The following is a 25,705-nucleotide window of genomic DNA, read 5'->3' as shown; positions in this document are numbered from 1 at the left end:
TCAGTATGAAATTCCCTCTCGTTATCTCTGTCGCATTAGCGACTGCCAGCTTCCTTCATTTCAATGCAGAAGGTCGTCACATCACCCAACAATTGCTAAGTTCAATCACTCAACTTCAGCAGGCAATACCGAATCTGAACCCCAATCCAGCAAGCACCAATTCCACACGTGCTGATTCCGGTGCATTTAAGGAATGCCCGCAATTCTTTTATAACAATACGCCACCGACCGTCACGAACGCTCAGCAATGGCAGCCCAGAGCACTGTGCATGTCTGGCTTTGCAGTCTATCACTCAGGACTAACACGAACGCCGCTCTTCGTGGCTGAACGATTAAGTCGTGCCAGTCTGCAAGATGCGCAGGATGAACAACGTACCAATCGGTTCTACGCTGAAGCACGTTTACCGTTTGCGGAGCGTGCAACGCTCGAAGACTATAAAGGGTCGGGCTACGACCGTGGTCATATGGCACCAGCTGCAGATATGCCTACCCCAGAAGCCATGGCGCAAAGCTTCTCACTAGCGAATATGGTGCCGCAAGCCCCTGAGAATAACCGTGGGGTCTGGGCAAAGTCGGTTGAAAAAGCGGTACGGAAATATGTGATGCGCGCAAAAGGTGATGTGTATGTGATTACAGGGCCGTACTTTGAGGGGCATCGTTCTGCGGATCCAGCAATGGAAAAAGTCTGGGTGCCGAGTGCGCTGTATAAGCTGGTTTACGATCCAACGGCAGGGAAATCGTGGGCTTACTGGGTCGAGAACAAAAACGATGCGAAATTGAGTGGCATGATTAGCTACGAGGCCTTAGTTGAGCGTACAGGTATTCATTTCTTGCCCGGCTACGAGCAATGATAATTGGTGGCTGATGAACCACAAGGGTGTTACATAATTTGAGTTTTGTTAATCTTGTGAATTAGTAGCAAGGGAGGACTCTGAGGTCATCCAGCGTTCGAGGGAACATTTTTTGTTGTAAGGAACAATAGTATTTTCTTGTAAAACAAAAGTTCGGTAGCTGCTGTCTTTGGCCATGGCAGCAACAATCATTTGATATTCTGTCCCCGTGAATCCTTGTAAATGAATTCTGATGACCACTGAACTGTCAGCGCCAAATTTCGCTTGCTGGTTCCACGGTGAGCCAAGTATATCTACACCTCTGAATTTTGCTGATTTGTGATAACAAGCAAGCGTCTCCATCGCGAAATCTGCCATACTAGATTTTAATTGCGCAGTGTCTACTGAAACTGGTCGATTATATTCTTCAACTAGGGCTGTAGTTGCTTGGGGATTTTTAAGCATAAATGCCAAAATCATAGATGCAGGATCCATAAATTTCCTCGGTGGGCATTTGATCAAACGTACCTGCGGTACTTTGCCCGCTTAGTGGGTTATAACTGCTCCTGAACTTGCAAACGTCCCCCTGTATTTCCGACTACAGCATCAACTACAGCAGCGAGGCGGTTAATCCAGAATCGGATGCAATAATGCCCGATTTTCTGTTTAAACCAGATATTGGTTCTCAATATGACAGAAATCTGCTTTGGTCGAGCAGCACAAGTAAGCCATACAAATACTTAAGGCCGCAACCTGATGGTTTGCGGCCTTTCATTATTGTAGCTTTGGCATCAACAGGTCGGCCTTAGCGGTCAGTCAACGACTGCAATGCGAAACACCCAGTCAACACGAAAATACTGACATCAGCAGTTGTGATTTCAATCAAAAAATAAATTATAGACCGTATAATGTTGACAGATTAATGGAAGAATTAAATCAGTGAGAAACTCCAAGTAAAAATAGGGGGCGTAGTTGGATACAACAAAGGAATCGCCGAGAAGCAACCCTCTTGCCACTGCTCAGCGAGAAACGGCAGGTGCGCAAACATTCGAGAAGTACGAATACCAGTACCATTGGGCACTGTGTCGGATTCTTGGGGCTCACGAAAATTCTAACGATTATGTTGTCTTTATCGAGCTACATGAAGACGTGGTCTTGGCGACTTCGACCGATGAATCTGTTGCACAATTTGAATTCAATCAAATCAAAAATGTAGGCACTCCTCCTTGGAGCAAGAAGAAACTGACTTCGCTCCCTAAGGCGACCGCTAAGAAAGTTACAAACTCAATTCTCGGGAAAATGCTCCAAGGGATTCGTGAAAAGCCCTTTGTAGACAAGTTGAAGTCACTCGATCTAGTTGCAACCTGTGGCTTCAATCTGGCTACTAAAACGGACGGCCTTAAGCTCTCGATCATTTCGATTGGTGATCTGCACAATGACTGCCTGAATGACATCCAAACTGCGATCAACAAGGAACTTGGCATATACCCCATTCCAAAAACCTTAAGGTTCATTACGCCTGATCTGCCAGCCTCCGGCTTTCAGGATGTAGCTATTGGCCGAATTTCCAAACTTGTCGATGTGACAGCTCCTGGAACCAAGTGCAACGCCTCTACGATTTATCGCGTGCTAATTGACGACTTGCATCGCAAGGGATCTGTGGCATTTGACTTTACAGAGTGGAATGACCTTGTAAAGAACAAAGGAACCACCCACAGCGACGTAGAGCGGGTTATTTCGTCATACACAGAAAGCAAGGGTATTGATGCCTTCTCACAGGACTTAGACGACATCCTTAACGATTTTGAATTGAAATCAAACAAGCGGATTCAGGTTCGCAGAGCTTTTGAGCGTTACCACAATGTAGTGCGGCTGGAGCGCACCTTGATTGCCATTGACAACCAGCAAGCAGTCAAAGATGCGGTGGAACGCAACTTTGAATCATTTGAAGATCAAGGAGTGAAAGAGTTTATGGTGCAAGCCTTAGCCTCTTTGCCCGAGTCGACCCAAAAGAATTTTGCAAATTTGGAGTCAATCCAGGCCGCTATCATCTACGAGCTGTTGAGCAAATGCCATGAAAAATGAGCCCACCATCGATAACTATAAACTGCTAATCAGAAATCTCAGGACAAAGCAGCATGAAAAACTTAGCATTCAAACAACTAGTAGTAGCGTCAGATACCCTAAAGTCCGGAAATCAGTTCGAGTTCAAACCCCGCTTCAACCTGATAACGGCGGACGATAATAGCTTTGGAAAGTCGACTTTAGCCAAGCTGCTGTTCTGGACTTTGGGTGGAGAACCGGTGCTGGATATCACGTGGACATCATTTGATGTTCGCTGCTTAGTTGATTTCAGTGTTGGCAATGAGACCTATCAGGCTGGACGATACGGGAACATAATGTTTCTCCGCCGTCCGAATGGCCAATGGGAGAAATTCCCCAAGATTACTGGCGCGTACTCTGAGGCTTTTGCTGAAATCGTTGGTTTCGAGGCCCTGTTACCAAACAGGAACGATGCAACCAAACTAGAGACTCCTCCTCCAGCGTTTTACTTCCTGCCTTTCTACATCGATCAGCAGCGCAGTTGGTCTCAAGCATGGAATGGCTTCAGCAATCTTGAGCAATATTCCAAATGGCAAAAGACCATCATCGAATATCACACAGGATATTTGCTGCCCGAATTTTTTACGTTCGAAGAGCAGATTGCAGCTCGGAACGTCGAGAAAAAAACGGCAGAGGTCGAGGTCAAGAAAATTGAGGCTGCGATTGAGGTAGTCAAAACGTATCTGCCGACATCGAGCAAAACCGTAGCCCTATCAAAGGGGGAATTCGACACCCTTGCTGCCGAAGTCACTGAAGACATCGCCAAACTTCAAGCTAAGCAAGAAGAACTACTTGGGACGATTGCCGAAATCCAAACGGAACGCCTTTATTTGCAGGGACAGCTTGATCTGGCAAGGCTAGCATCTGCTGAACTTGAAAAGGATTATGCCTTCTCTGTCGAATGCGTTGAAGGTGAGGTTCTTCTTTGCCCTCTTTGCGGCACTATGCACGACAACTCGTCACCAGTAAGGGCTTCCATACTCGCGGATAAGGATGAGGCAGACAGCCAAGTGATGAAGCTCAGTGAAAAGATTGAGCGTCAGGGCTCTAAACTGGCCAAAAATCAGGTACGGCTTGAGAGTGTGCGTACTGAAATTGAGGCTATCACCAACAAATACAATTCGCTTGAGCCCTCTGAAATAACTGATACAGAGGCGATAACTACCAAATCATCAATCTTAGAAAGCATTGCTTCGCGTGCAGTCCAGAAGCATGTGCAACGGACGATGGAAACCAAAACGGCTCTGATTCGAACCATACAATCCACCAATAAAAAATTGAAAGCAGAGCAGAAGAAATTACTGACTAAGGAAGAACGGAAAGAGCTTGATGCAACTTTCAAAGACACTTTATTCAGGTATATCGATGAGTTGAAGGCTCAAGGCATTAATTTGTCACCAGTCAAGTCGCCTCTTGATTACAAGAAACTCTACGGAAGCGGCGGAGCAGCAGAAAGTACCCGTGGTATCTTGGCGTACTACATGTCCGTGATCCAGCAGGCGCACAGAGCAGAGAATGAAGCTTTTTCGGCTGTTGTAATCGATACTCCAAATCAGCAAGAACAGGCTGATTTTAACTACGAGAGGATTCTTAAATTCCTGATGGATACGGTGCCTTCAAACGCACAACTAATTTTGTGTGCCATGAACCGTAGCGAAATCCAGAGTTACAAGAATGCGGCACACGTTATTGAGCTGGATGAAAAGAAGATTCTATGCGACACAAAATACGCTGAATGCCGAGCTTTGCTCAGCTTCGATGATTCTATTGCCTCGTCATCTTCAACTATATGAGGCCGAGCTTGCAGTAGCCAAATTCAGTGTGCCACTACAAGATTCAGACTCGACATAAAGAGGGAACATATTTTGTTCGAAAAAATCAAACAGGACATTACGCAGAACTATTACCAACAGCACTTTCCTAATGATGGTCAGCGCTTCGTAGCTTGGTATGTGCGCAACATCCACGGACAGGATGCTAGTCAGGCGCGTTACTGCATTACAGATGGAGCGGATGACAAGCAGATCGATGCCATCGTGATTGATGACGACTCGCAGGCGGTATACGTCGTACAAGGCAAGTTCATCACCACACAGCCAGTGGATGCGGCTCCGTTGCGAGAGGTTTTATCATCTTGGGTGCAGCTCAAGGACCTGGCTAGCTTGCAAGAGAACGCCAACACCCGGCTGAAACAACGACTGACAGACTTGTCCATAGCTCTGGATGATGGATACGACATACATTTCGAGCTCATCACCACCGGAGAGTTGACCGATGCGGCACGGCATGATCTGTCCATTTTCCAGAATGAATTAGCAGCATCGGACGACCTACCCGCCACGCTGACGTTGGTAAACACCGAAGAGTTGCAGCGCCGTTATGAATTGGCTCTGGAAAAGGAGAATCCCTTCCTCAAGCACGAGCTGACGTTGATGCCGGGTAAGTACATGAGCATGGACATGGCAGGCACGGCGGTGATAGTCGCAGCGATACCCTTGAAAGACTGTCTGGCTTTTCCTGGCATAAAGGACGGAGCGCTCTTCCAGAAAAACGTGCGGCAGTCGCTGGGTTTGTCCAACAGTGTGAATAAGCAAATCAAGTCCACCATCTATGGTGACAAGCATCGTGACTTTTTCTTCTTTCACAACGGAATCACGGCAATTTGTTCTCACATGGCATTGCAAGGAGATCAGCTACAGTTGCAAGGTTTGAGTGTAGTCAATGGCTGCCAGTCGCTAACCACCATCCTGTCATGTAGCGAGAAGGTCAAGCTCCTCGACGACACATTCGTGATGTTCCGTTTCTACGAAATTCCGCAGCATGATCGTGCTGACCGCATCAGTATCTCGACCAACTCACAGTCCACTGTTAAACCACGCGACTTGCGAAGCAATGACAAACGTGTATTGGCGCTGAAAAAATCCTTTGAGCAGCGCTACTCAGATGGACAATTCTTGACCAAACGCGGAGAACAGCCCTTCGCAGCAAAGAATTCTGCGCGGGTGGTGGACTTGGGAAATTTGGGCAAGCGCCTGATGGCTTGGCATTCACAAAGACCCAACATCTCATACAGTGAGACCAAGATTTTCGACAAGTATTTCGAACAGCTTTTCAAGCGCGACTATACGCCGGAACGCATTGCAGCTCTTCAGGATTGGATGACATTAGTAGAATCCGGATGGAGCAAGAACAACCCACACGGCTTCAATGAGACGCTTCTAGCAATGCGCGCCTATGCACCCTTCCACCACCTATATGCAGTGTCTATGTGCTTTGCGGTAGCGAGCAAGCATGTGGATCGTGTGCCAGCACCTGATCGCGCTTGGCAGCTGGCGCAAGAGAAAGGCATCGCCGAATGGACTGTGACGGTGGCAGCTACAGCGTTGAACTTCGCATTAGAGGCCGCCGCCAATGAGCCGCAGCCTGGAGGCAAGGTATTCAGCCCGGTGAACTGGATCAAAACCAAAACTTGCCTGAGTGGCATTACCAACGCCATTCAGATGCAATTGATGATGATGCCGAACATTCCAGGAGGCAAAGAAAAACGGGATGCTCTGGTGATGGAATCAGATGCATTTGAATATCGCTGGCAAGCAGATTAGCTTATGAAGTCGCGGCAGATGTTTGTCAAAAATTCTGTTTATTCCAACATTGCCCTACGTTATATCGATTGTCCGTAAGGGCCGAGTAGCCAAGTTCTGGCGCCGCAAAGATGAAGGCCGCAACCTGATAGATTGCGGCCTTTCGTTTTTGACGCATCGGCATCGACACATCGGCCTAAGCGGACAGTCCAGATATCTTGAATTGGTTGCCGTATCTAGACCAGTCAGAATTTACTACTTGAGATTTGTTGACGGCAGCAATGCGCTGTAAGAATTTTGTTACAACTGATATAGTCGCATTTTTCTAGTTCCGTCACTCTGGTATTGATTGTGTCTAAATCAGTTTTATTCTGCGTACTTAGCTTCTTTTTGAATATCGCTCATGGGGAGGCAGTTGTAAGCGGAGCTGGACTTCCTCTCAAAAATATCAATTTAGAGGACAATCTCCCCATAAAACGCAATGAAGCGCCAGATGCTCACTTTGAGCAAATCGATCCCTTCAGTGGATCGATGCGCATTAATATCCCAATTCTTTCATGGTCAGGTAATGGCAAGCTCCCTATTGGGCTCTCGTGGAACTATCGGCAGGGTGCAGCAGAATCACGCGGGGTTTTTGTACCCCGGGTCCGGATCAATGGTCAGAATGAGAATTTATGTGGCATTCCAGCACAGCACGCTCGCACAGAAGGGATTTATCAATACGATAGTTTACTCCCTGTTCTCGAAATGCCAGATGGATCGACTTTTGAGCTTCATGCAAAAGACTGGACGTTTCAATCCTTCATTTCGATAAATCAATGGAAATTAACATGCTCTGGGCCTAATTCAGCAGTCCTCGAATCTCCTGCAGGTCTGACATATCGGCTAGATCAAAAACATGCGGGGAAGTTGTACAAAACCGACTATCTGCCTAATTACTTCACTCAATGCCAGATTGGCAATATTAATACCTGCGCAGAGTACGGTAAAACTGACTCTAGCGTTTTATTTTTCTCCCCCAGTCAGATTAAAGGGCCGAATACTGAAAGTCTGAGTCTGGAATATCTATCCGGAAAGATTGCAAAAATTACGGCGACAGATGGGCGCGTTGTTCAACTCGGCTATTCGGGCGGGAATCTGATCAATATCAGAGCTGGTGAGCGAATATGGCAATTTTCCGGCAATTCATCAACTGATCTGCTGGTAATTAACGAACCTGATGTGCTGATTACTAACCCTGATGGATCAAGCTGGAAAATTGGTTTTTATCAGGCTGAGCGGATACCTGCTTTAAAACCATTGGACATGTTTGTTGGATTGCCTAATCGAATTACAACCCCACAAGGGGGGGTTATTAATTATGAATATGGTTGGCAGCCATATGATTTAAATGCCTTTGCTAATTTGAATAGTCCCGCCTGCTTGCGAGTTGATGCATCACCCGCCGACAAGGAACAGTGCAAAGGTATTATTAAGAACGCCATTGTTGGTAATGCATTGGTGTCACAGGCTGCAGTCTGGAAGAAAACGACTTCCGATGGCGGAGTCTGGGTGTATAGCACGTTTGCACCTGCCGCCAATCTGTTTATCAACCGCAGTGCGACCACGCCACTGGATGTCCGCAAAGTTTTGCGCCCTGATGGCTCAACTGAAGTTACAAGTTACATGAATGCGGATGATGTCGTTTCTTGTACTACTGACCGATGGAAAATTGGCTTACAAAAAAAGAGCGAGATACTTGATAGTCAAGGCCGTTTGACACAGTCGACTGAGTTTGCTTGGTCACCCTTGAAGATTAGCAGCTTTGGGCATCATTTTATTTCTTTAGAAACCAATGAGGGACTTAGCTGCATTGGACAACAAGTCAACATTCCACTCCAAGATCGTGTGACGATTAATCGTCAGGGAGCTCAGTACACTGAACAAAGCACTTTCGATGTATATGCCCGGCCTGTGTCAGTTACCACAACAGGGGACGGTGTTAGTCGAAATACTACCTATGCCTACTATATGCCGCCGTCTGCGTGGCGATTGGATCGAATTCAATCAGAGACGATCAGTGCCGATGTAGGTCAGCCCGCAGTATCGGCTATCGCGAGATCATTTGATATTTATGGCAACCTGCTGCTTGAAAACAAGAATGGGGTTGTCACTGAATTTGATAACTTCCCGAATGGTGAACTGCGGTCAGTAAAGGATCCACGAGGGCTTGTTACGACCTTCGATAATTACTATCGAGGCGTTCCATTGATTGAGACTAAGCAGGTGGCAACAGGGCAAGAAACCTTGTCTTGTTTAGCCAATGTATCGAACGCAACAATCAATCGGACGGTTGATGATTTTGGCAATATTACTTCGGTAAAAAATCCCCGTGGCAATGTTACTGTATATCGTTATGACAATATGGATCGGGTGGTCACAGTTACACCGCCGTCGGGTAATCCAACCAATATTCAATGGTCGCCCACCTCTCGCACCGCTACTCGTGGAAGCATGACTCAATACGAAAGCTGGGATGGTTTTGGACGGAGTAACCAAAAAATACTCAACGGCTTCGCCACGACAAGCATCATTGATAGCTTGGGGCGAAAAACTTACGAAAGTTATCCAGGTACACCGAATCAGGGCGATACCTTCAGCTATGACACGCTTGGAAGAATCACAAAAATTGTCCATGCTGATGGCACCTCGCGCTCATACTCTTATTCTGGTAGCGAGGTAACCGAGATTGAAGAACGCGGTGTAAAAACCACCTTCCAGTATCGTGCTATTGGTAATCCAGACAAAAAAGAATTGATCCGAGTTTCTCCGGCTTTAGTGAGCGAAACAGCCGTCATTGAACGCGATTTGCTGGGCAAAGTCCGCAAAGTCACGCAAAACAATGTGTCACGGACTTGGGTCTACGACAGCAAGCATTATTTAGTGCAAAGAACTGATCCTGAGCTGGGCACAACAACATTTGTTAATGATCTTGCGGGTAATGTTGTGATTAAGCAGGTGAATCAGTTGCCCGCAACGTCATACACTTATGATGGTAATAATAAGGTTAAAACAATCTCTGTAGCTGACCAATCTATGGAGACTGCTTGTCTTAGCTACGATGAAAATGCCAATCTGATTGCGCAGAAAACGAACACGATCAACCGCGCATGGGCCTATGATGCCAATAATAATCTGAGCAACGAGACTCTGACTGCAGCAGGTAATAGCTATACCCTGCAGTATGCCTACGATGCAAACGATCAAAGAGCTTCGATTACTTATCCCACAGGGCAAAAAATCGATCTATATCCCGATGCATTTGGCCGTCCCACAGGATTAGGCTCTTATGTCACGGGACTGAAATACAATCCTCGTCACCAAGTTCTTGAATATCGCAATGCGAATGGCCGCATCAACCAATTCGATTTTGGTGTGCGTGGTTGGCCAACTTTGCAGAAATTGGTGCCAGCCAATTCCCAAATACCACAGGCACCGGTATCACCCACGCCGCCAGCGCCGTTTACACAATCACCGCCTGTAGCCCCCACGGCCCCGGCGCAACCAGGATATGCCGAGCCGGGCGCCACAATGAGTGCCGACACCGCCTGCAGAGCACTCTATCGGGAACCTTTGCTCAGCGATTTTAATGGCTTAAGTGGCGCAAGCGACCGTTATAAAGCTGCCTATGCAACTTGGCAAAGCCAAATGGCCTCCTGTACAACAAGCTGGAATCAACGCGGAACCTTCTGGAGTGATGGGCAAGCTGGCTGCCGGGCGATTTATCCCCCGCCGCTGTCGACCCAATATGTGCGTCCAGAGCAGTATCAAAGTGCGCTATCGACATGGACGACGACAAAATTAAACCCATGCCTGGCCGATTGGCAGCCCAAAGCGACAGCCTGGAACACATACCGTAGCCAAGTCGCGACTTATAATCAGCAGTATCAAAGCTACCAATCCAATCTGGCCGCCTACAACCAGGCGCAGCAGCAATACCAGCAATCCGTCGCCAGCTATAACCAGGCCAAGGCCAAATACGATCAGGATCTGATTGCGTACAACAATGCCGTCATCGCCGCCAGGGTGCTGGTCGACACCCGCTATGGTTTTGATGCCGTGGGTAATCTCATCACCGTGACAGACAGCGTTTACCCGAACTGGGATCGCAGCAATAGCTACGATGAAGTTGATCGTTTGCTGGTCTCTGACGGCCCCTGGGGCAAGGGAGACATTTATTATGACGGCAATGGCAACATCACCAAGCAAAGCTTTGGCGACTACCGTCTTGAATACGGCTACGAGCCCAATCAAAAACTCAAAACGGTCACGGGGAACAAAAGCTATTCATTGACGTATGACGGCTGGGGCAACCTCAGCAGCCGGGGTGATGGGCAGACTTACCAATACGATGCCGCTGGCAATCTGCGCTGGGTGAACAAAGGCAGCGCCAGCCAGATCGCCTATACCTACGACGGCGCAGGCACGCGCGTATTGAGCGTCGGCAATGGGCAAAACAAACTCGAATTCACCGGCCTCGACGGCCTGCTGTATTTCGACAAAGACCTGAGTACCGGCGCGAGCAGCAATCACCTGTATCTGGGGCGACAGAAACTGGTCGACGCCGACAGCAACGGCACGACCACCTACTACCACAACGACGCAGTAGGCAGCCCGATTGCGGCGACCGATGCCAGCGGCAGCCTGCTCTGGCGAGCCAGCTATAAACCATTCGGTGACAAAGCCACCGACGGCAGCCCGAGCAAAAACCAGCAATGGTTCACCGGCAAACCGCACGAGGAAGCAATTGGCCTCACCTACTTCGGCGCCCGCTGGTACGACCCGCTGCTGGGCCGCTTCGCCGCCATCGACCCGGTAGACTGGAACGTATCAAATCCAATCCACAGCTTTAACCGCTACGCGTACGCGAACAATAATCCGTTTAAATTTGTTGATCCGGATGGGCGGCAGCCTGAAGGTAATGGCCCAGAAAATGAAGGCGCTAAGATAGCCGGTCGCAGTGTTTCAAGTGGAGCGCTCATGGATATGATGAGTTTGGGCGTTAGCCCCTCTAAAATATCCAAAGCCCCTGGGTTTGGCGAACAGATGGATGCTCTTGGCCCCAGCGGGCAATTTAGTTCGGGCTTGGCAAATGTTGCAAGCCGCCTGGGATCAATAGCAAATTCGTTAAAAGGCCGTACAGAAGGAATTAGTGTTTCAGAAGCTTTAGACGCAGCGGCTAACTTTTTGGGCCTAGGCAGCATAAGAACAATCAACAAACCAACTGGGGTACAAATGATTAATTCTTTTACTGATGAAAAAGGAAATAGCATCACTTTGCGCGCTGGATTTGATATTAACCCAAGCAATAAACATGTACAGGAACTCGGCCCGCACTTAAACCTGCAAACTCAAATTAATAGTGTAGTGCAAGGTAAAAATTCATTATTGGCAGACCCTCACATTGCAATTAATCCATCAACCATCATAAAAGGTGATTATTAGAATGCAGGTACACATTGACAACCAAGATGAATTCTTGAGCTTTATCATATTCGGCACAAAAGATGAATTGCTTGATTTTGCAAAAAGACTGCAATTAAAAATTGCAATAGAAATAACCGGGGTTAACTGCAGGATTAATTTACACCCAGCAAAGACGTCCAGGCTTGACAATGACAATTGGAGCAACAATATTTATTTGTCAGCCAATGCAATAGAGATTTTGGCCTCTTCAATTTATAATGTTTTTTCAGGGAAAATATCCGACACCACACACATGCACATAGACTCAGGGGATCTTGAATTTGAAGGCGATTTGTTTGATTTTATAATTCAACTAGCCAAGTAGGATGTGAAAATCTTGATTTGCGCATGTGAACTGCTCGCAGCCCCCTTGCGATTTCCGCCCCCACAATGCGGTAAGTTGAGCACGGTAGGGGCGATTAGCGCAGCGTAATCGCCCTGTTCATTGCCGCATAAAGCCCCGTCTGTTTGTAGCCTAGCGCTGAGCCTGTGAAGCTCGGCGCTGAGCATCGTTCTTTAAAAATCTCAGATTTTATTTCAGGGTATACCCTCACAGCCCTTTAATAAAAAGGCTTTCATGGGCATACCCATTAATTGCAAATGGCTGGCGCACGCCTCCAAGCTGGGTAATGGGCAAAGCTACCAATCCAATCTGGCCACCTACAATCAGGCGCAGCAGCAATACCAGCAATCCGTCGCCAGCTATAACCAGGCCAAAGCCAAATACGATCAGGATCTGATTGCGTACAACAATGCCGTCATCGCCACCAAGCTGCTGGTCGACACCCGCTATGGTTTTGATGCCGTGGATAATCTCTGTAGTGGCCCACTGATTTTGGTCGTCGACAAAGAGGCAAACTGTCCGCTTTGGCCGATAACCTGAACTTCAGCGCATACTTGAATCAAGTCTACTAAACACAGGTTTGCGGTCACTCGATTACGATGGAAATTATTATCGATATTCCCACTAAATTGATACGGCGCACTATTGTGCGCCGTTGATGGTGTTCGATCTCAGATCTTTTCTTTAGCCGTGTAATGTACCGAATACTTCAACATCGGCGTTGGCTACCGTCGTCAATTTGAAGCGCTTTGGCCAGTATCGTTTGTGGTCTTGATCGGCGCTCAATTGATCGGCCATTTGCACTGCATGCACCAAGGGCAGAACAGGCTGAGCATTAAATCGGGTACTAGGCGTTAAATTGCACCAGATATGCCGCAGAACCAAAGCCAGTTCAGGCGCATGTTGATCAAGCCAAACTAGTGCGGGTCCACATAATTCCAGCGTGAGGTGTTCATGTGCGACGAGGTAACCCAGTTCGGTGAGCTCACCTTCGGCACTTAATGTCCAAGCCTTACCCAGATCATGCAATAGCCCAGCTACCATGGCGACTTCACGCTCTTGATCATTCAACGCTGGCAAGACAGCCAGGGTTGCCATCATTTCAAGCGAATGAGCCAATAATCCCCCAGCATAGGCATGATGATGCCGATAGCTGGCTGGCACAGAGAGAAAGCCGACTGCGACATGCGATTGCTCCAAGACCATACTGACAAAACGTTTTAAGCAATCACTTTTGAGTGTTCGCACTTGATGAACTAATCGATCGAGTAATTCAGTGCGAGGACAATGGCTGCGTGGCAAAGTAGAGAGAATCGGTAATCTCGCCAAAATAGGCTGAACGCGAACTTCAAGCACTGGCTGAAGCCACACTACTCGCCCCGTAAAGTAACCGGCATCCTGCTGCCCTACTTTGGCCTCAAGCTGCACTAGGCCGCCATGACGAATTCCCCACGGCAAGGCTGCTGGTGAATCATTGGCACTGGACGAGCTTAATTCGCTGGGACGATATTCAACGACCAAGGTGCCAGTACAATCAGAAAGCCTGATTTGCCACCACGGCTGGCCGTAGTTATCTAAATGAGCCAATATACCTGTGAGTCGGTAATAGCCTTTGATTCGATGCAGGCCATACAGTTTGCCTAATTCGGCTTGTTCAAGGATTGAAGTATGGGTCATGACTTTACTCCTTTACTGCTGTCGGGTGATTTGATGGCAATACCAAGCGCTGTACGACACTGATGGTGTGCGCTGCGGCATAATCAGGGCGTAATTTGGGCAAGCCTGATTCGGCAAAATAGATGTGCTCGCTCATGCTTGCACCTCCTGCTTGATTGCCTCGATAACTTGGCTGGGTAAACTGGATTGCCCTTGCAGCAGCAAACGCTCAAATGCCGATCCATCACGACGGGTCAGATTCGGCACATAGCGCGAATACACCTTGAACAGCATTTCGGTATTGGCATGCCCCATCTGACGTGCGATCCATTCTGGTGCTTCACCGGCAGCCAGCCACAGCGTTGCGGCGGTATGCCGCGATTGATAGGGACGGCGTTTCTCTAGCCCAAGGTGGGAAAGTAAGGGATACCAAACTCGCTTGGTGATATTGTTGTGATCAACGGGCAAGCCCTGCAAATTGCAGAACACGTATTCCGACATGGCCCCTGTGGCGCGATATTGATTTTCTAACGCGTCAAAAACCGGACCGCACATTGCGATATCACGTTGCGACGAATCGGTTTTGGTGTAATCCTCCTCACCAGCCACAATCGTTTCGCGCACCATAATCACGCGTCGTTCGAAATCGACGTATTTCCACTTCAAGCCATCGATCTCACCCGTACGCATTCCGCTAAAAAAACGCACCGTGTAGTAGTTCTTAAAATCAGGTCGTACCGAATCAATAATCAGCCGCACCTCAGCCAGCGTAAAAGGCTGAACATCAGAGCGTGGCACCTTGAGCGGTTTGATCCGCACAAAAGGCGTGGTAAAGTCATAACGGTCGGCGGCTTCCTCAAAAATCCGACGTAACGGATCCATGATCTTGTTGATACGGTTAGCAGATAAAGTAATGTTCCCATTCCGGCCCGAAACTTTGGCGAGAGACGACCGGAATTTGAGCAAATCAGCGCGAGTGATGTTGCCGACCCCAACTGTTCCAAATGCTGGCAAATAGTACTTATCAATCATGCCGCGAATATTCACTTGATGTGATCGTCGCCAGGTGATTTGGCTTTCAACTAACCACTCCTCAATAAAGACGCTAAAGAGTGGACCTTTTTGCTCCGCACCATCCTCTGTGGTCGTGTTTAGCGCAGTTCCAATCGATTTAATTGGTGATGTGTTAAAAACAGAATTCTCAGCACTTTTTGACTCTGGAAAAAAGCGGGCATAGTCAAAGCGGCCCAACTTAATCTCAGATTCAATTTGCTGCAGCATTTTTTCTAGCTTTCTGCGGTTTGTTGCATTGTCACGCAGATTCGTTTGCTCCCTGCAGCGCTTCCCCTCCCAGCGAAAATCAATAAATAAAAGCCCCGTTTCTTTCCTTGCTCGAATGGCTCCCATTTTTAGCACCCCTCAATTTGCCAGAGGCATTGCAATGGTGTCTTCTTGTTTGGTCAGCATGTCATTTTCAATGGCCTCCCAAATGAACAGGAATTTGCGACGACCGAATGGTTTGATGTAGTGACGGCCCTCAATAAGGCAGTTATCAACCAATTGATTGCGGATAGTGCGCGCATCGTAATGAATACGTGCGGCAAGTTCTTCGGTAGTGAGGTAAGTAGTACTCATGGCATAACTCCTAGAATAATCGTATGATCAGGAGATTAATTTACCTACCAAATAGCAATATTGATCTCCTGAAGATCAATATACGCCAAATAAGATCTTTTACAAGTCTTTTTGATCTACAGGAGATCTTTTTGATCTCAAGGAGTCGAAGTGGTTAAGTGCCATCTATCAAAGATCATGGGTGAACGCAGGATAAAAATAAGTGACCTAGCCCGTGATACTGGAATAAATCGAGGGACGCTTACGCGCCTTTATCATGAGACTGCGGAAAGAATTGAGCTTGAAGTGATTGATGCACTCTGCACATACTTTTCTTGTTCGATTTCAGACCTGCTTGAGCACGTTCCCGAAGCAGTGCCCAACAGAGAAAAAACAGAATAGTGGCAATCGCAGTAGTGAAATTTCAATGACCGCCAAATCGATCAGACCTCGCAGTTGAAAAATCAGACGTTCACTGCGAGGCCTTGTTTTTCCTCGCTTTTGCGATCAGCAATAACAGCAATTTGGATCAATTAAGCTCAAAAGACGAGATAGATTTCTGTGCCCATCCTGTGCCCAAAAAATCCACCATGGGCACAAGCCCCCGAAAAAAAGCGAAGGTCATGTTGAAAGTCGTGCAATTTGGGCACAATGCCCGAAGGTCAAGGCCATAAAAATTGGGCACATTTTCTTAAAAATCGGCGAAGGTCAAAACGGGTGTTTTTTACTGCCAGTGAAAAATCAGTTGGGCACAGGATGGGCACAAAAATGGGCACAGACGGGTTCTGTGCCCAAATTGCAAAAATCCGAGACGAAAAAAAACCTAGGCTTGAGACCTAGGTTTTTTTATTTTTGGTTGCGGGAACAGGACTCGAACCTGTGACCTTCGGGTTATGAGCCCGACGAGCTGCCAACTGCTCCATCCCGCGTCTGTACTGGCTTTCAGCCCTATCGGACTGAGCAAAAAATCTTCGATTTGGGCACAGATTGTCACAGAAGTAACACCCAGTTTTCGAAGAGTTTTTGGCTTAAGTATTTGGTTGCGGGAACAGGACTCGAACCTGTGACCTTCGGGTTATGAGCCCGACGAGCTGCCAACTGCTCCATCCCGCGACAGAGGGGCGAACTATATAGGGAGAGCAGACAATTGTCAATGTTTATTTCGATTTAGCGCCCTAACATTGCCGACGAGCGCTGCAATTTACTCTTTGCGTGGCATCCATTGGATCACGCTAATTGCCTGCTCCAGGCGATTCAGCGTTGCTTGCTGCTTGGTCAATTGCATCTTTAAAGCAGCCAACAATGGCACTGCACGGGCGGGTTCACCTGCGGGTTGGAGCAGCGCCCTTGCGACCATCTGTGCGTCGACGTCGGTAAAGCGCGTGGCCAAAGCGAGCGCCACCACTTTGGCACTTTGCGGCTTGCGATTGACCATTTCAAATTGAAATGCTTTGTCGCCTTGCATCACAATAAACTGGCTCGTTCGCGGGTCTAGCGATCGGATTAGTGCCTCAGTGTCGGCAATGTCTTGGCGTAATTGGGTGGCGAGTGGCACAGCAAAATCCTATTCACAGGCGTATTGATCATGAAGCTGTTGGCCCCGACAGTGTGCGACCAATGCATCAATGACGCAACGAAGTTTGGGTGGCAAATAGCGGTGCGCAGGATACAGCAAATAGGCGGTGCCTGCGTATGAAGTCCCCAAACGCCAATCCGACAAAACCCTTTGCAATCGCCCTGCGGCGAGCGCACTGCGGGCGGTAAAGTCGGGCAGGCTGGCGATGCCAATGCCATCGAGTGAGGCCTGCAAACGCATCTCGCTATGATTAACGCGCAGCGGCCCTGCGATAGAGACCGTCGCCTCCTCTTTGCCGCGGCTCAAGCGCCAGCGATGATCTATCGGTGATTCACCGAGACAAATACACGCATGCTCGAGCAAGTCTTGCGGTGACTGCGGCACGCCGTGCTGCGCCAGATACGCGGGGCTGGCGGCTAATACTTGCTCGATTTGCATTAATGGCAAACCAATTAAACCTGGTGGCGGTTGATCGCCAATGCGGATCACGAGGTCGATTTCATCTTCGAGCGGATCAATCAGCCGATCTGTCACGACCAGTTGCAGCTCGATGCCGGTATTTTGCTGCAAAAAAGGCGTGATCAGGCTCTGCAACACCGCTCGCGCAAAACCGCGCGGCACGGCCAACCTGACTCGGCCTTGCGGGCTGGCAATATATTGCTCGGAGACCTGCATCGCTTCTTGCGCCGCCGCCAACATGCTCTGACAGCGAGTCAAGGCAGCTTGTCCGGCATCGCTAAGGCGCAAACTGCGGGTACTGCGCTCCAGTAGCCGTACAGACAGCGCGCGCTCCAATCGGGCAATTTGCCGACTCACCGCCGAGGCACTCAGCCCCAGCTCTTTGGCTGCCGCCGAAAAACTACCGCATTCCACGACCCGAACAAATACAGCCATATCGGGCAATAAAGCAATCAATTGATTTGTGCTCATAGCGCATGAGTGTTTTGCATAATCTACGGATTATCACGCAAAGCACAACAATTGATAATCCCAGTTTTAGGTCAAATACATCGACATAATGAAAAACTTAACAAAGGGAGATCTATGGCTGGCCCAACTGATGCTGTTGGCGGTAGCGATGGTGTGGGGGAGCAGCTATGGCGTCAGCAAAAGCGCATTGCTGTTTTATCCGGTGCTTGGATTTTTAGCATTGCGATTTTTAATCACTTTTGCCCTGCTTTTGCCACGTTTTTTGCGCTATTCACGCCCAGAACAAGCAAACTCAATCCGTACCGGTACACCACTTGGCCTGCTGATTGCCGCAATTTTCGTTTGCGAGACCTATGGCGTAACGCAAACCAGCGCGAGCAATGCGGCTTTTTTGATTAGTTTGTGTCTGCCGCTGACACCGCTGGCGCAATGGCTGCTGCTCGGGCAAAAGCCTGAGCCGCGAACTTGGTATTGGCTCGCCTTGGCCCTGCTCGGTGCAGCTTTGCTTAGTGGTTTTGCTGCACAAAAAGCACAGCTTAATCGAGGCGATGTCCTGATTTTTGGCGCTGCCATTTTACGTGCCGTGGTCGTCACGCTGACCCGAAAGCTCACCCTAGCCCACCCTGCGCCAGCCTTGGGGCTAAGCACCATACAGACGGGTATTGTCGGCATGAGCATGCTAGCAATCGCTTTGGTGGCTATACCTATCCATCAATTGCAATTACCTAATGCTCCTGATTTTTGGGTCAAGCTGATTTACCTGATTATGTTCTGCACCCTTTTTGCATTTTTTGCGCAAAACTGGGCGGCCAGCCGACTCGCCCCGACTCGTGTTGCAATACTGTTGGGGCTAGAGCCACTATTTGGCGCACTGTATGGCGTAGGGATACTAGGCGAACAAATGAGTTCGTCCGCCCTCATTGGCGCAGGCCTGATGCTTGTGGCAGTGTTGGGTCTAACGGGGGTCTGGGAAGGCCTATGCGGCAGTGTGCTGCAAATGCGCCAATATGCCGTGCGCGGCGTGGCGGCCCGTCGCGAAGCAAGCCGTCAGTAGATAGCCGCCCGTGGGCGCTTCCCAATCGAGCATTTCGCCGGCAACAAACACCCCCGGCGCGGCTTTCAGCATCAAGGCCTGATCAACAGCATCCCATTTAACGCCGCCCGCAGTGCTGATCGCCTCGTCAATCGGGCGTGGTGCCAGCAATTTAATCGGCAAGGATTTAATGGCAGCAGCCAGCACATCGGGCTGCATAAATTGCTCTTTTGACAGTATTTCGTGCAAAAGCGCAGCTTTAATGCCTTCGATTTTGAGCTTGCGTCGCAAATGATTTGCCATTGAATCCGCACCGCGCGGCTGCATCAAGGCGCTATGCACTTCAGCGGCAGGTTTTTGCGGCAGTAAATCCAGCCAAAGCGTCGTCGAGCCGTGCAGATTAATTTGCTCGCGCAGCGCACTGGAAATGGCATACACCAAGCTACCTTCCACACCGCCTTCAGTTATCACAAACTCGCCCACTTTCTTGCGCTCATCCATCGAGGCACTCGCCGCCACGGCTTTGAGCGGCGTACCGGCGAATTTTTTAGCCAGAAAGGGCGACCAATTCACATCAAAACCACAATTGGCGGCTTGCAAGGGAGCAATGTTCACGCCTTTGGCCGCCAGCACGGGTAGCCACTTGCCGTCTGAGCCCAGCTTCGCCCAGCTGGCGCCACCCAAGGCAAGCAAGGTCGCATCAAACTGGCGCGTTATTTCGCCATCAGGCGTGGCAAATTGCAGCTCGCCTGCGGCGTTCCAACCCAGCCAACGATGGCGCGGATGAAATTTAACCCCAGCCGCTTTCAGTCGTACCAGCCAAGCACGCAGCAAGGGCGCTGCCTTCATTTCGGTGGGAAACACCCGCCCTGATGAACCGACAAAAGTTTGTATCCCCAAGCCATGTACCCAGTCGCGTAAGGCATCGCCTCCGAATTCATCGAGCATGGGTTTAAGCTGCGCGGCGGCCGCACCATAGCGACTCAAAAAAGGCTCGGGCGGCTCTGAATGCGTGATATTCATCCCGCCAACCCCCGCGAGTAAAAATTTGCGCCCCACCGATGGCATCGCGTCAAAAACCTCAACCTGCAGCCCCGCTTGGGCCAGCACTTCAGCAGCCATCAGCCCTGCGGGCCCGCCACCCACGATGCAGATCGATTGAGTTTGTTTTGACATGTGGATTCCGATTTCTAATTAACTAAGGCTAAGCGTCGGCATTTTAACTGATTACACGAGCGGCATTGGCGCAAACGCGGTGCGACAACATTACTCGCGCGGCAACGCAAGCTGCGCCAGGGCCTGCAACGCCTGCTGTTGTAAGGTGAGCCGCAGCATTTCATCATCGGGCAATACCAGCCCCGCTGCGCACCGCACATCAAGATCATGCATCTCACCCAAGACACTTTGTGCTTGCTTGAGCGGCAAAAATATGGCCAGCAACGCACGCGGCTGCCAGTGCTGCGTATATTCGATCAAATAGCGTAGCCGCTTAATCGCGATGCGCAATTGATGCCATTGCTGTGGCGTCGCAGGCGCGACCATCAACTGGCGCACCTGATGCGTCAAACGCTGGGTCCTGCGTTTGATTCTGGCGTGCAAAACGGCGCGCGAGCGCAATTGTCGTTCGAGCTGTACGACAGTGGCGGCGTGCAAAACCGGCCAATGAACTTGCTGCAAGCGCCGGATCAATTGCTGATAAGCCATGCGTTTTTGTGCCCGAAGCCGCCTCGCGGCCGGATGCTGCGACGGCAGCGCCGCCAACATCACTTCCGCATCGCGAGCCGGGCCACTGAGCTGCGCCAACTCACGCCAGCCCGCCTTAATGGCGGCATTGAGCAGATCAGACTTGCTCAGCAGCAGCGGTAATAGGGTACGCAGGCCGCGCAATGCCACGCGAAAATCATGCAAAGTTTCTGGATCACGGGTGGCGCCCGCCAATAAACGAGTACGCAATTGCGTCAACGCTACCAACAGCTGCTCGATCTGCCCGCGCAATTGCTTCTTCGGCCCCATGATTGCCCCCAAGCAAGATCTGCGATTATGAAATCGGTGCAGTTGATTCGCGCAGGATTTTCCACCGTCCTTGCTCACGAATTAGCTGCAAGGTTTTCAGCGTCTGATCCTGTAGCTGATTTGAGCGATATTTCTGCACAAATTGCACCGTCGCATTTTCACCATGTAGCCGCGTGATTTGGGGTGCAATCATTTGAATCTGCACAAAGTTCGCCGCCAGCAAACGTTGCTGACGCTGGGCGCGCCATTGCGCCAAAGACAACCCATTTTCTGGCGTGAAATCTTTGGCATAAAACCCGAGATAGGCATTTAAAGCCTGGTTATGCCAAGCTAAAGCCCAGTCATCCAAGAATTGAAAAATCGATTTTTCAGTTTGAGACAGAACCGGAGCTGATTCAATTGCTGCGGTTTCTGCCGCACTAGCCACCGCTGGCATCGCCAGCAAAAACAAACATATCAATAACTTCATCACACCACCTCGCTAACAAGGCTTTTCTTCTTGCTAGCGTAAAACGATATAAAACAATATCTCGACCAACACTTTAGACAGGTCAATGGTCAAACTCTTATGGCAGTTGCAGCAAAAACTTTGGTTTTCGCTGCGGCATCAACTTTAATTAACAGCAGAGACGGAGAGACCAATGATTCGATTCCTGCTAGCCCTGCTCCTTGCCATGCCGTGTTGGGCACAAAAAGTCGTCACGATTGGTACGGGCTATGTACTGCCACCTTATGTCATCCCCGAAACAGCCAGCGGCTATGAGCTCGATATTGTTCGCGCCGCATTTCAAGCGCGCGGCATCGACGTCAAGTTTTCTTTTCTGCCCCCCGCAAGAGCACTTTATTCAGCCAAAATCAAAGCACTCGATGCCGTCACAACGGTCAATGAAAACTCGGGCGCGACGGGCTATTGGTCTGAGTCACACATTAGTTATCAAAACTACGCCATCACCTTAAAAAGCCGGCAATTTAACATCCAGCACGTCGAAGACTTGGCGGGACACACCGTTTCGGCGTTTCAAAATGCACGGATCTCACTGGGGCCGCAATATGCGCTGGCGATCAATCTAGCCACTTACCAAGAATATCCAGATCAATTAACACAAAATAAATTGCTCTATAGCCAACGCACTGATGTCGTAATTGCCGATCGGCTTATTTTTGAATATCTCAATCCGCAAATTGCCGATAAATTTGATACCAAACAACCACTCTCTTTTCACGCTATCTTTCCGCCTACCGAGTACAAAGTGCTATTTAATGACGCCAAGTTGCGCGATCAATTTAATCAGGGGCTTGCGCAAATCAAAGCCAATGGCACCTATCGCCGCATCAAAGAGCGCTATCTCCCAAACGATAAATAGCGGATTAGTAATGCGGCGGAATCTCATCAAACAAACTGCGCGGGGTCTGCTGATCGGGCGTAGCCTGATTTTGCTGCAATGCGTGCAATGCCGCACCCAGCTGATCAATTTGTAATTGCTGACGCGAGATGATTTGATTGAGTTCGTCCAATAAATCATCCTGCAAGGCCAGACGAATTTCCAACTCGGTTAATCTTTGCTCGCTGATTGGCTCACTCATACGCAACTCCACAAAAAGGGCAGCAAGCACACTTGCCAATGGCGGGATTATCGCGCATTTCGATCTTTTGCGAGCGGCCGATTTAGCACCGCACGCACAGAGCGGCCAAGTTCATTAATGAGCGGAGCGTTGCCGCGCCCATTTTTCAAATGATTGGTAGAGTTTGCTTCGTGTGGAGCTATCGACACTGCCCTTGCGAAAGGCCACATGAATCGGATCGGCCGCTAAAGGCTTGGGCAGCACGACAAACTCGTCAGCGTGCACTTTTAGCTCTGGGTCGGCCACCAGCAGAGGCGGAAGATCAGTTACGGCATTGGCCAGTAGCGCCGCATCAATCCGTCCTGCTAATAGGTTTTTCAGCCTTGCCGTATGCGAGGTGTCTCTTACCATTTCAAAGACCCCATTTTTGGCCGCTTGATCAATCTCGATTCCGTAACTCACGCCGATCAAAGCGCCAATTTTCTTGCCCGATAACTCAGCGAGAGACTTCACCGCAAATGAGCTTTTTTTCAGCTGCACCAAATTGGTACCACTATCATAAATCGCCTTTGAGTAATCAAATATTCCCGCGCGCTCTGGTGTGTAGGACAAGCCGATCACACCGCCCTGCCCTTGCTCGGCGAGTTTGTACGCTCTATTCCACGGCATCAGTTCAAGTTTGAGCTGGATGCCCGTATCCTTTTGGACAAATTCAACCGCCTCAACGGCCAAACCTTTGGCCTGCCCCTGCTCTTCGCGCCAGCTAATCGGGCGATAATTGTCCGAAGCAAATAGCGTGATTTCCACCGGCGCGGCCTCGCTCAACGCTGCACTCAGGCAAGCAATCAACAGCATCAGGATGCGCATAGCCGCTCCATTTACGCTCCATGACCCAGCTTAGGTCGCCATCTTGCTGGCCGCGAGCGAGAAATGGACTAATGGTGAGTTCATGCCGCAAAGCAGAGCGGCGAGGCCCGTTGGCAAGGCCAATCGAAGTTTGAAATCGAGGTACTTGAGCTAAATGGCCAATGCCCGCCACGATCGATTGGCGCATTCCGCAGCAACAGACATTGCAATGCAGCAAAATATTTTCTGTTTCAAATCAAACCCATGCCATTTCATTGCGCTGTTTTTGCAAACATTGACGTAGGCAAATACAACCGACAAGTGATTCAAGGATGATGCTGCATCACAGCAAAATCCACTAGGTCGTGCCCATTATGCGCAGCGAAATGCCCGCCAGCCTGATTATTGGCAAAGATGCCCCACTCGAATTTTCGATCGTAAAAATGCAGACTCAGCTCGCCGAGCTGGGTTTTAAGGTCGTCGAAGCCTCATGGCTCAACCCGATTGATCATGTTTGGTCCGTGCATTTGCACGATCAAGAATGCCCCTTGCTCTATACCAATGGCAAGGGAGCCTCCGAGCTGGCCGCGCGTGCCAGCGCACTAGGCGAATTTATCGAGCGTTTAAGCTGGCATTATTTTTGGTCTAATTTTCATCTGGGGCTGACGCGCGCTAATTTGCCCTTTGTTCATTTCCCACAAGAGCGCTGGTTTGCCCCCACCGCCGATGGTCGTTTGCCCAGAGGCATTCTCAATGGCGAACTGCTGGCCTTTTATGACCCAGATAATGCGCTGACCTACCCCAGTTTGGTCGATATTAATTCTGGCAATCTACAACGAGGCATTTGCACTTTGCCGTTTATCCGCCTCAGCGATGAAGAGATCACGTGGTTTCCGGTCAATATCATCGGCAATCTGTATGTGAGTAATGGTATGGCCGCAGGTAATACGCGTGAAGAAGCCCGCACACAGGCGCTGGCCGAAATTATCGAGAGGCACATCAAGTTTCGCGTCATTGCCGAAGGGCTTTGCCTGCCTGACATCCCTGCGGATGTGATTGAGCGTTACCCAGCGATCGCAGCGGGTATTGCGAGTTTGCGCACGGCGGGTTTTGGCATTTTGGTCAAAGATGCGTCCTTGGGCGGCGTGTATCCGGTATTGAATGTGACGCTACTGCACCCCGAAGATCAGGGTTGCTTTAGTAGCTTTGGCGCTCATCCGCGCTTTGAAATCGCGCTTGAACGCGCCCTTACCGAGCTACTACAAGGACGTGGCCTCGATGGCTTGGGTAATTTCCCAGAGCCGAGCTTTAATCAGGCGGAAGTCGCCGACTACCCCAATCTGGAGCAGCATTTTATCGATTCCAGCGGCACGGTCGGCTGGGCTTTTTTAAGCAATCAGCCCGACTTTGAATTTGTCGATTGGCACTTTAGCAATAGCATTGCGGCGGATTACCAATGGCTGGTTGATTGCATCCATAACGAGGGGTATCAGATCTACATCGCCGATTTTACTGATGTTGGCGTCTATACCTGCCGAATTATCGTCCCAGGCATGTCTGAGGTGTATCAGGTCGATGATCTGGAATGGGAAAACAACAGCCTGGGTAACGCCCTGCGCCCCGCGATTTCTCGACTCAATCAGCTCACGCCTGCCGAATGCAGCGCACTACTTAGCCGCCTGCTCACAATGGGGCTGACCGAAGATAGAGCGATTTGGGAAATCATCGGTTTGGCTGCCGACCCAGATTCAGCGTGGAAAACACTACGCGTGGGTGAACTCAAAACCCTACTGGGTTTGGCCATTGGCGATACTGAGGCCGTTTTGGAAGGCTGCGATTGGATTTACCATTTCGGCCAATTACCCGTGGCGCGCGCGCGCGTGTATCGCTGCATTGAAAGCCTGCTCAGGGCCGACAATGCCAATCACTATCTAGCGCCCATGGCGGCACTGTATGGTGCAGAAACCCTGCAGTTGGCGCAGGCCTTACTGGCCGGACAAGTGCGCTTTTTTGGCCTCAATGAACTGGGGGCGGACTTTAGCGGTAGCCAGCTCCATCGCCAATTGCTCGCCGCCTACGACAAATTAGGCGTTAACCCAACGCCAAACTAGC

23 protein-coding genes and 2 tRNA genes are annotated in these 25,705 nt (G+C 49.6%); 11 read left to right on the top strand and 14 right to left on the bottom strand.

Annotated features, from left to right (window positions below):
• The first annotated feature begins 5 nt into the window (after nt 1-5).
• Nucleotides 6-851 carry a DNA/RNA non-specific endonuclease gene (locus HQ393_RS15695; RefSeq protein WP_179356413.1) on the top strand — a complete coding sequence of 282 codons (846 nt, stop codon included), beginning with the start codon at nt 6-8 and terminating at the stop codon, nt 849-851.
• Nucleotides 852-899: 48 nt separating this feature from the next.
• Here HQ393_RS15695 and HQ393_RS15690 read toward each other — a convergent pair whose 3' ends face one another.
• Nucleotides 900-1,325 carry a hypothetical protein gene (locus tag HQ393_RS15690; RefSeq protein ID WP_179356411.1) on the bottom strand — a complete coding sequence of 142 codons (426 nt, stop codon included), beginning with the start codon at nt 1,323-1,325 and terminating at the stop codon, nt 900-902.
• 477 nt (nt 1,326-1,802) lie between these two features.
• Between HQ393_RS15690 and HQ393_RS15685 the strand changes: the two genes are divergently transcribed.
• The 6 genes from HQ393_RS15685 (at nt 1,803) to HQ393_RS15660 (ending at nt 12,902) form a co-directional block, all read left to right on the top strand.
• Nucleotides 1,803-2,915 carry a DUF4297 domain-containing protein gene (locus HQ393_RS15685; protein WP_179356409.1) on the top strand — a complete coding sequence of 371 codons (1,113 nt, stop codon included), beginning with the start codon at nt 1,803-1,805 and terminating at the stop codon, nt 2,913-2,915.
• 53 nt (nt 2,916-2,968) lie between these two features.
• Complete coding sequence (locus tag HQ393_RS15680) at nt 2,969-4,726, top strand: coiled-coil domain-containing protein (RefSeq protein ID WP_179356407.1); 1,758 nt, start codon at nt 2,969-2,971, stop codon at nt 4,724-4,726.
• 72 nt (nt 4,727-4,798) lie between these two features.
• Nucleotides 4,799-6,535: an AIPR family protein gene (locus HQ393_RS15675; protein ID WP_179356405.1), complete on the top strand. Its 1,737-nt coding sequence runs from the start codon at nt 4,799-4,801 to the stop codon at nt 6,533-6,535.
• Between the two features lie 330 nt (nt 6,536-6,865).
• The gene (locus HQ393_RS15670; RefSeq protein WP_179356403.1) at nt 6,866-11,998 is read left to right on the top strand and encodes an RHS repeat domain-containing protein; all 5,133 of its coding nucleotides are present in this window, start codon (nt 6,866-6,868) and stop codon (nt 11,996-11,998) included.
• A gap of 1 nt (nt 11,999) precedes the next feature.
• Nucleotides 12,000-12,344: a hypothetical protein gene (locus HQ393_RS15665; protein WP_179356401.1), complete on the top strand. Its 345-nt coding sequence runs from the start codon at nt 12,000-12,002 to the stop codon at nt 12,342-12,344.
• Between the two features lie 252 nt (nt 12,345-12,596).
• Nucleotides 12,597-12,902 (top strand): hypothetical protein, encoded by a 306-nt coding sequence (locus HQ393_RS15660; protein WP_179356400.1) that lies wholly within the window; start codon nt 12,597-12,599, stop codon nt 12,900-12,902.
• A gap of 144 nt (nt 12,903-13,046) precedes the next feature.
• Here the strand turns inward: HQ393_RS15660 and HQ393_RS15655 are convergent, their stop codons facing one another.
• The 4 genes from HQ393_RS15655 to HQ393_RS15645 are packed head-to-tail and all read right to left on the bottom strand — an operon-like array spanning nt 13,047 to nt 15,653.
• Nucleotides 13,047-14,039: a TraI domain-containing protein gene (locus tag HQ393_RS15655; RefSeq protein WP_179356398.1), complete on the bottom strand. Its 993-nt coding sequence runs from the start codon at nt 14,037-14,039 to the stop codon at nt 13,047-13,049.
• A gap of 4 nt (nt 14,040-14,043) precedes the next feature.
• Complete coding sequence (locus HQ393_RS17970; protein ID WP_275412341.1) at nt 14,044-14,175, bottom strand: hypothetical protein; 132 nt, start codon at nt 14,173-14,175, stop codon at nt 14,044-14,046.
• Nucleotides 14,172-15,425 (bottom strand): Arm DNA-binding domain-containing protein, encoded by a 1,254-nt coding sequence (locus tag HQ393_RS15650; protein WP_179356391.1) that lies wholly within the window; start codon nt 15,423-15,425, stop codon nt 14,172-14,174. The genes HQ393_RS17970 and HQ393_RS15650 overlap by 4 nt, the downstream gene beginning before the upstream one ends.
• Nucleotides 15,426-15,437: 12 nt before the next feature.
• Nucleotides 15,438-15,653, bottom strand: coding sequence for a hypothetical protein (locus HQ393_RS15645; RefSeq protein ID WP_179356389.1), 216 nt, complete (start codon nt 15,651-15,653; stop codon nt 15,438-15,440).
• A 150-nt stretch (nt 15,654-15,803) separates the two neighbouring features.
• Between HQ393_RS15645 and HQ393_RS18060 the strand changes: the two genes are divergently transcribed.
• Nucleotides 15,804-16,034, top strand: a complete 231-nt coding sequence (locus tag HQ393_RS18060) for a helix-turn-helix domain-containing protein (protein ID WP_179356387.1) — start codon at nt 15,804-15,806, stop codon at nt 16,032-16,034.
• A gap of 451 nt (nt 16,035-16,485) precedes the next feature.
• Here the strand turns inward: HQ393_RS18060 and HQ393_RS15635 are convergent.
• The 4 genes from HQ393_RS15635 to HQ393_RS15620 all read right to left on the bottom strand — a co-directional run bounded on the left by HQ393_RS15635 (nt 16,486) and on the right by HQ393_RS15620 (nt 18,138).
• Nucleotides 16,486-16,561, bottom strand: a tRNA-Met gene (locus HQ393_RS15635).
• Nucleotides 16,562-16,669: 108 nt separating this feature from the next.
• A tRNA-Met gene (locus HQ393_RS15630) sits at nt 16,670-16,745 on the bottom strand.
• 88 nt (nt 16,746-16,833) lie between these two features.
• The gene (locus tag HQ393_RS15625; RefSeq protein WP_179356385.1) at nt 16,834-17,187 is read right to left on the bottom strand and encodes a hypothetical protein; all 354 of its coding nucleotides are present in this window, start codon (nt 17,185-17,187) and stop codon (nt 16,834-16,836) included.
• A gap of 9 nt (nt 17,188-17,196) precedes the next feature.
• Nucleotides 17,197-18,138, bottom strand: coding sequence for a LysR family transcriptional regulator (locus HQ393_RS15620; protein ID WP_179356384.1), 942 nt, complete (start codon nt 18,136-18,138; stop codon nt 17,197-17,199).
• Nucleotides 18,139-18,226: 88 nt separating this feature from the next.
• On the opposite strand from HQ393_RS15620, the gene HQ393_RS15615 reads away from it, so the two are divergent.
• Nucleotides 18,227-19,192 carry a DMT family transporter gene (locus tag HQ393_RS15615; RefSeq protein ID WP_179356382.1) on the top strand — a complete coding sequence of 322 codons (966 nt, stop codon included), beginning with the start codon at nt 18,227-18,229 and terminating at the stop codon, nt 19,190-19,192.
• Here HQ393_RS15615 and HQ393_RS15610 read toward each other — a convergent pair.
• The 3 genes from HQ393_RS15610 to HQ393_RS15600 form a co-directional block, all read right to left on the bottom strand.
• The gene (locus HQ393_RS15610; RefSeq protein ID WP_179356380.1) at nt 19,115-20,347 is read right to left on the bottom strand and encodes a TIGR03862 family flavoprotein; all 1,233 of its coding nucleotides are present in this window, start codon (nt 20,345-20,347) and stop codon (nt 19,115-19,117) included. The two genes, HQ393_RS15615 and HQ393_RS15610, sit on opposite strands and share 78 nt — an antisense overlap.
• Nucleotides 20,348-20,437: 90 nt before the next feature.
• Nucleotides 20,438-21,184: a CHAD domain-containing protein gene (locus tag HQ393_RS15605; RefSeq protein WP_179356377.1), complete on the bottom strand. Its 747-nt coding sequence runs from the start codon at nt 21,182-21,184 to the stop codon at nt 20,438-20,440.
• A gap of 25 nt (nt 21,185-21,209) precedes the next feature.
• Nucleotides 21,210-21,653: a L,D-transpeptidase Cds6 family protein gene (locus HQ393_RS15600; RefSeq protein ID WP_179356375.1), complete on the bottom strand. Its 444-nt coding sequence runs from the start codon at nt 21,651-21,653 to the stop codon at nt 21,210-21,212.
• 172 nt (nt 21,654-21,825) lie between these two features.
• Between HQ393_RS15600 and HQ393_RS15595 the strand changes: the two genes are divergently transcribed.
• The gene (locus HQ393_RS15595; protein WP_179356372.1) at nt 21,826-22,548 is read left to right on the top strand and encodes a substrate-binding periplasmic protein; all 723 of its coding nucleotides are present in this window, start codon (nt 21,826-21,828) and stop codon (nt 22,546-22,548) included.
• A gap of 4 nt (nt 22,549-22,552) precedes the next feature.
• Here HQ393_RS15595 and HQ393_RS15590 read toward each other — a convergent pair whose 3' ends face one another.
• Together HQ393_RS15590 and HQ393_RS15585 are read right to left on the bottom strand one after the other, a co-directional pair.
• Nucleotides 22,553-22,768, bottom strand: a complete 216-nt coding sequence (locus HQ393_RS15590; protein WP_179356369.1) for a SlyX family protein — start codon at nt 22,766-22,768, stop codon at nt 22,553-22,555.
• A 114-nt stretch (nt 22,769-22,882) separates the two neighbouring features.
• The gene (locus HQ393_RS15585) at nt 22,883-23,614 is read right to left on the bottom strand and encodes a substrate-binding periplasmic protein (protein WP_179356366.1); all 732 of its coding nucleotides are present in this window, start codon (nt 23,612-23,614) and stop codon (nt 22,883-22,885) included.
• Nucleotides 23,615-23,967: 353 nt separating this feature from the next.
• Here HQ393_RS15585 and ycaO point away from each other — a divergent pair, with 353 nt between their 5' ends.
• Nucleotides 23,968-25,704, top strand: a complete 1,737-nt coding sequence (ycaO, locus tag HQ393_RS15580) for a 30S ribosomal protein S12 methylthiotransferase accessory factor YcaO (protein ID WP_179356363.1) — start codon at nt 23,968-23,970, stop codon at nt 25,702-25,704.
• The last annotated feature ends 1 nt before the right edge of the window (nt 25,705 follow it).

The sequence above is a fragment of the Chitinibacter bivalviorum genome (genome assembly GCF_013403565.1).
In the GTDB taxonomy this organism is placed as follows: domain Bacteria; phylum Pseudomonadota; class Gammaproteobacteria; order Burkholderiales; family Chitinibacteraceae; genus Chitinibacter; species Chitinibacter bivalviorum.
Note: the sequence above shows the minus strand (reverse complement) of the source record. Positions and strands in the feature narration are given on the sequence as shown.

Bases quoted from the DNA above. Each gene is read 5' to 3' on its own strand.
- HQ393_RS15695 (WP_179356413.1), top strand. From the start codon at position 6: ATGAAATTCCCTCTCGTTATCTCTGTCGCATTAGCGACTGCCAGCTTC.
- HQ393_RS15690 (WP_179356411.1), bottom strand. From the start codon at position 1,325: ATGGATCCTGCATCTATGATTTTGGCATTTATGCTTAAAAATCCCCAA.
- HQ393_RS15680 (WP_179356407.1), top strand. From the start codon at position 2,969: ATGAAAAACTTAGCATTCAAACAACTAGTAGTAGCGTCAGATACCCTA.
- HQ393_RS15665 (WP_179356401.1), top strand. From the start codon at position 12,000: ATGCAGGTACACATTGACAACCAAGATGAATTCTTGAGCTTTATCATA.
- HQ393_RS15660 (WP_179356400.1), top strand. From the start codon at position 12,597: ATGGGCATACCCATTAATTGCAAATGGCTGGCGCACGCCTCCAAGCTG.
- HQ393_RS15655 (WP_179356398.1), bottom strand. From the start codon at position 14,039: ATGACCCATACTTCAATCCTTGAACAAGCCGAATTAGGCAAACTGTAT.
- HQ393_RS17970 (WP_275412341.1), bottom strand. From the start codon at position 14,175: ATGAGCGAGCACATCTATTTTGCCGAATCAGGCTTGCCCAAATTACGC.
- HQ393_RS15650 (WP_179356391.1), bottom strand. From the start codon at position 15,425: ATGGGAGCCATTCGAGCAAGGAAAGAAACGGGGCTTTTATTTATTGAT.
- HQ393_RS15645 (WP_179356389.1), bottom strand. From the start codon at position 15,653: ATGAGTACTACTTACCTCACTACCGAAGAACTTGCCGCACGTATTCAT.
- HQ393_RS15620 (WP_179356384.1), bottom strand. From the start codon at position 18,138: ATGAGCACAAATCAATTGATTGCTTTATTGCCCGATATGGCTGTATTT.
- HQ393_RS15615 (WP_179356382.1), top strand. From the start codon at position 18,227: ATGAAAAACTTAACAAAGGGAGATCTATGGCTGGCCCAACTGATGCTG.
- HQ393_RS15610 (WP_179356380.1), bottom strand. From the start codon at position 20,347: ATGTCAAAACAAACTCAATCGATCTGCATCGTGGGTGGCGGGCCCGCA.
- HQ393_RS15605 (WP_179356377.1), bottom strand. From the start codon at position 21,184: ATGGGGCCGAAGAAGCAATTGCGCGGGCAGATCGAGCAGCTGTTGGTA.
- HQ393_RS15600 (WP_179356375.1), bottom strand. From the start codon at position 21,653: ATGAAGTTATTGATATGTTTGTTTTTGCTGGCGATGCCAGCGGTGGCT.
- HQ393_RS15595 (WP_179356372.1), top strand. From the start codon at position 21,826: ATGATTCGATTCCTGCTAGCCCTGCTCCTTGCCATGCCGTGTTGGGCA.
- HQ393_RS15590 (WP_179356369.1), bottom strand. From the start codon at position 22,768: ATGAGTGAGCCAATCAGCGAGCAAAGATTAACCGAGTTGGAAATTCGT.
- HQ393_RS15585 (WP_179356366.1), bottom strand. From the start codon at position 23,614: ATGCGCATCCTGATGCTGTTGATTGCTTGCCTGAGTGCAGCGTTGAGC.
- ycaO (WP_179356363.1), top strand. From the start codon at position 23,968: ATGCGCAGCGAAATGCCCGCCAGCCTGATTATTGGCAAAGATGCCCCA.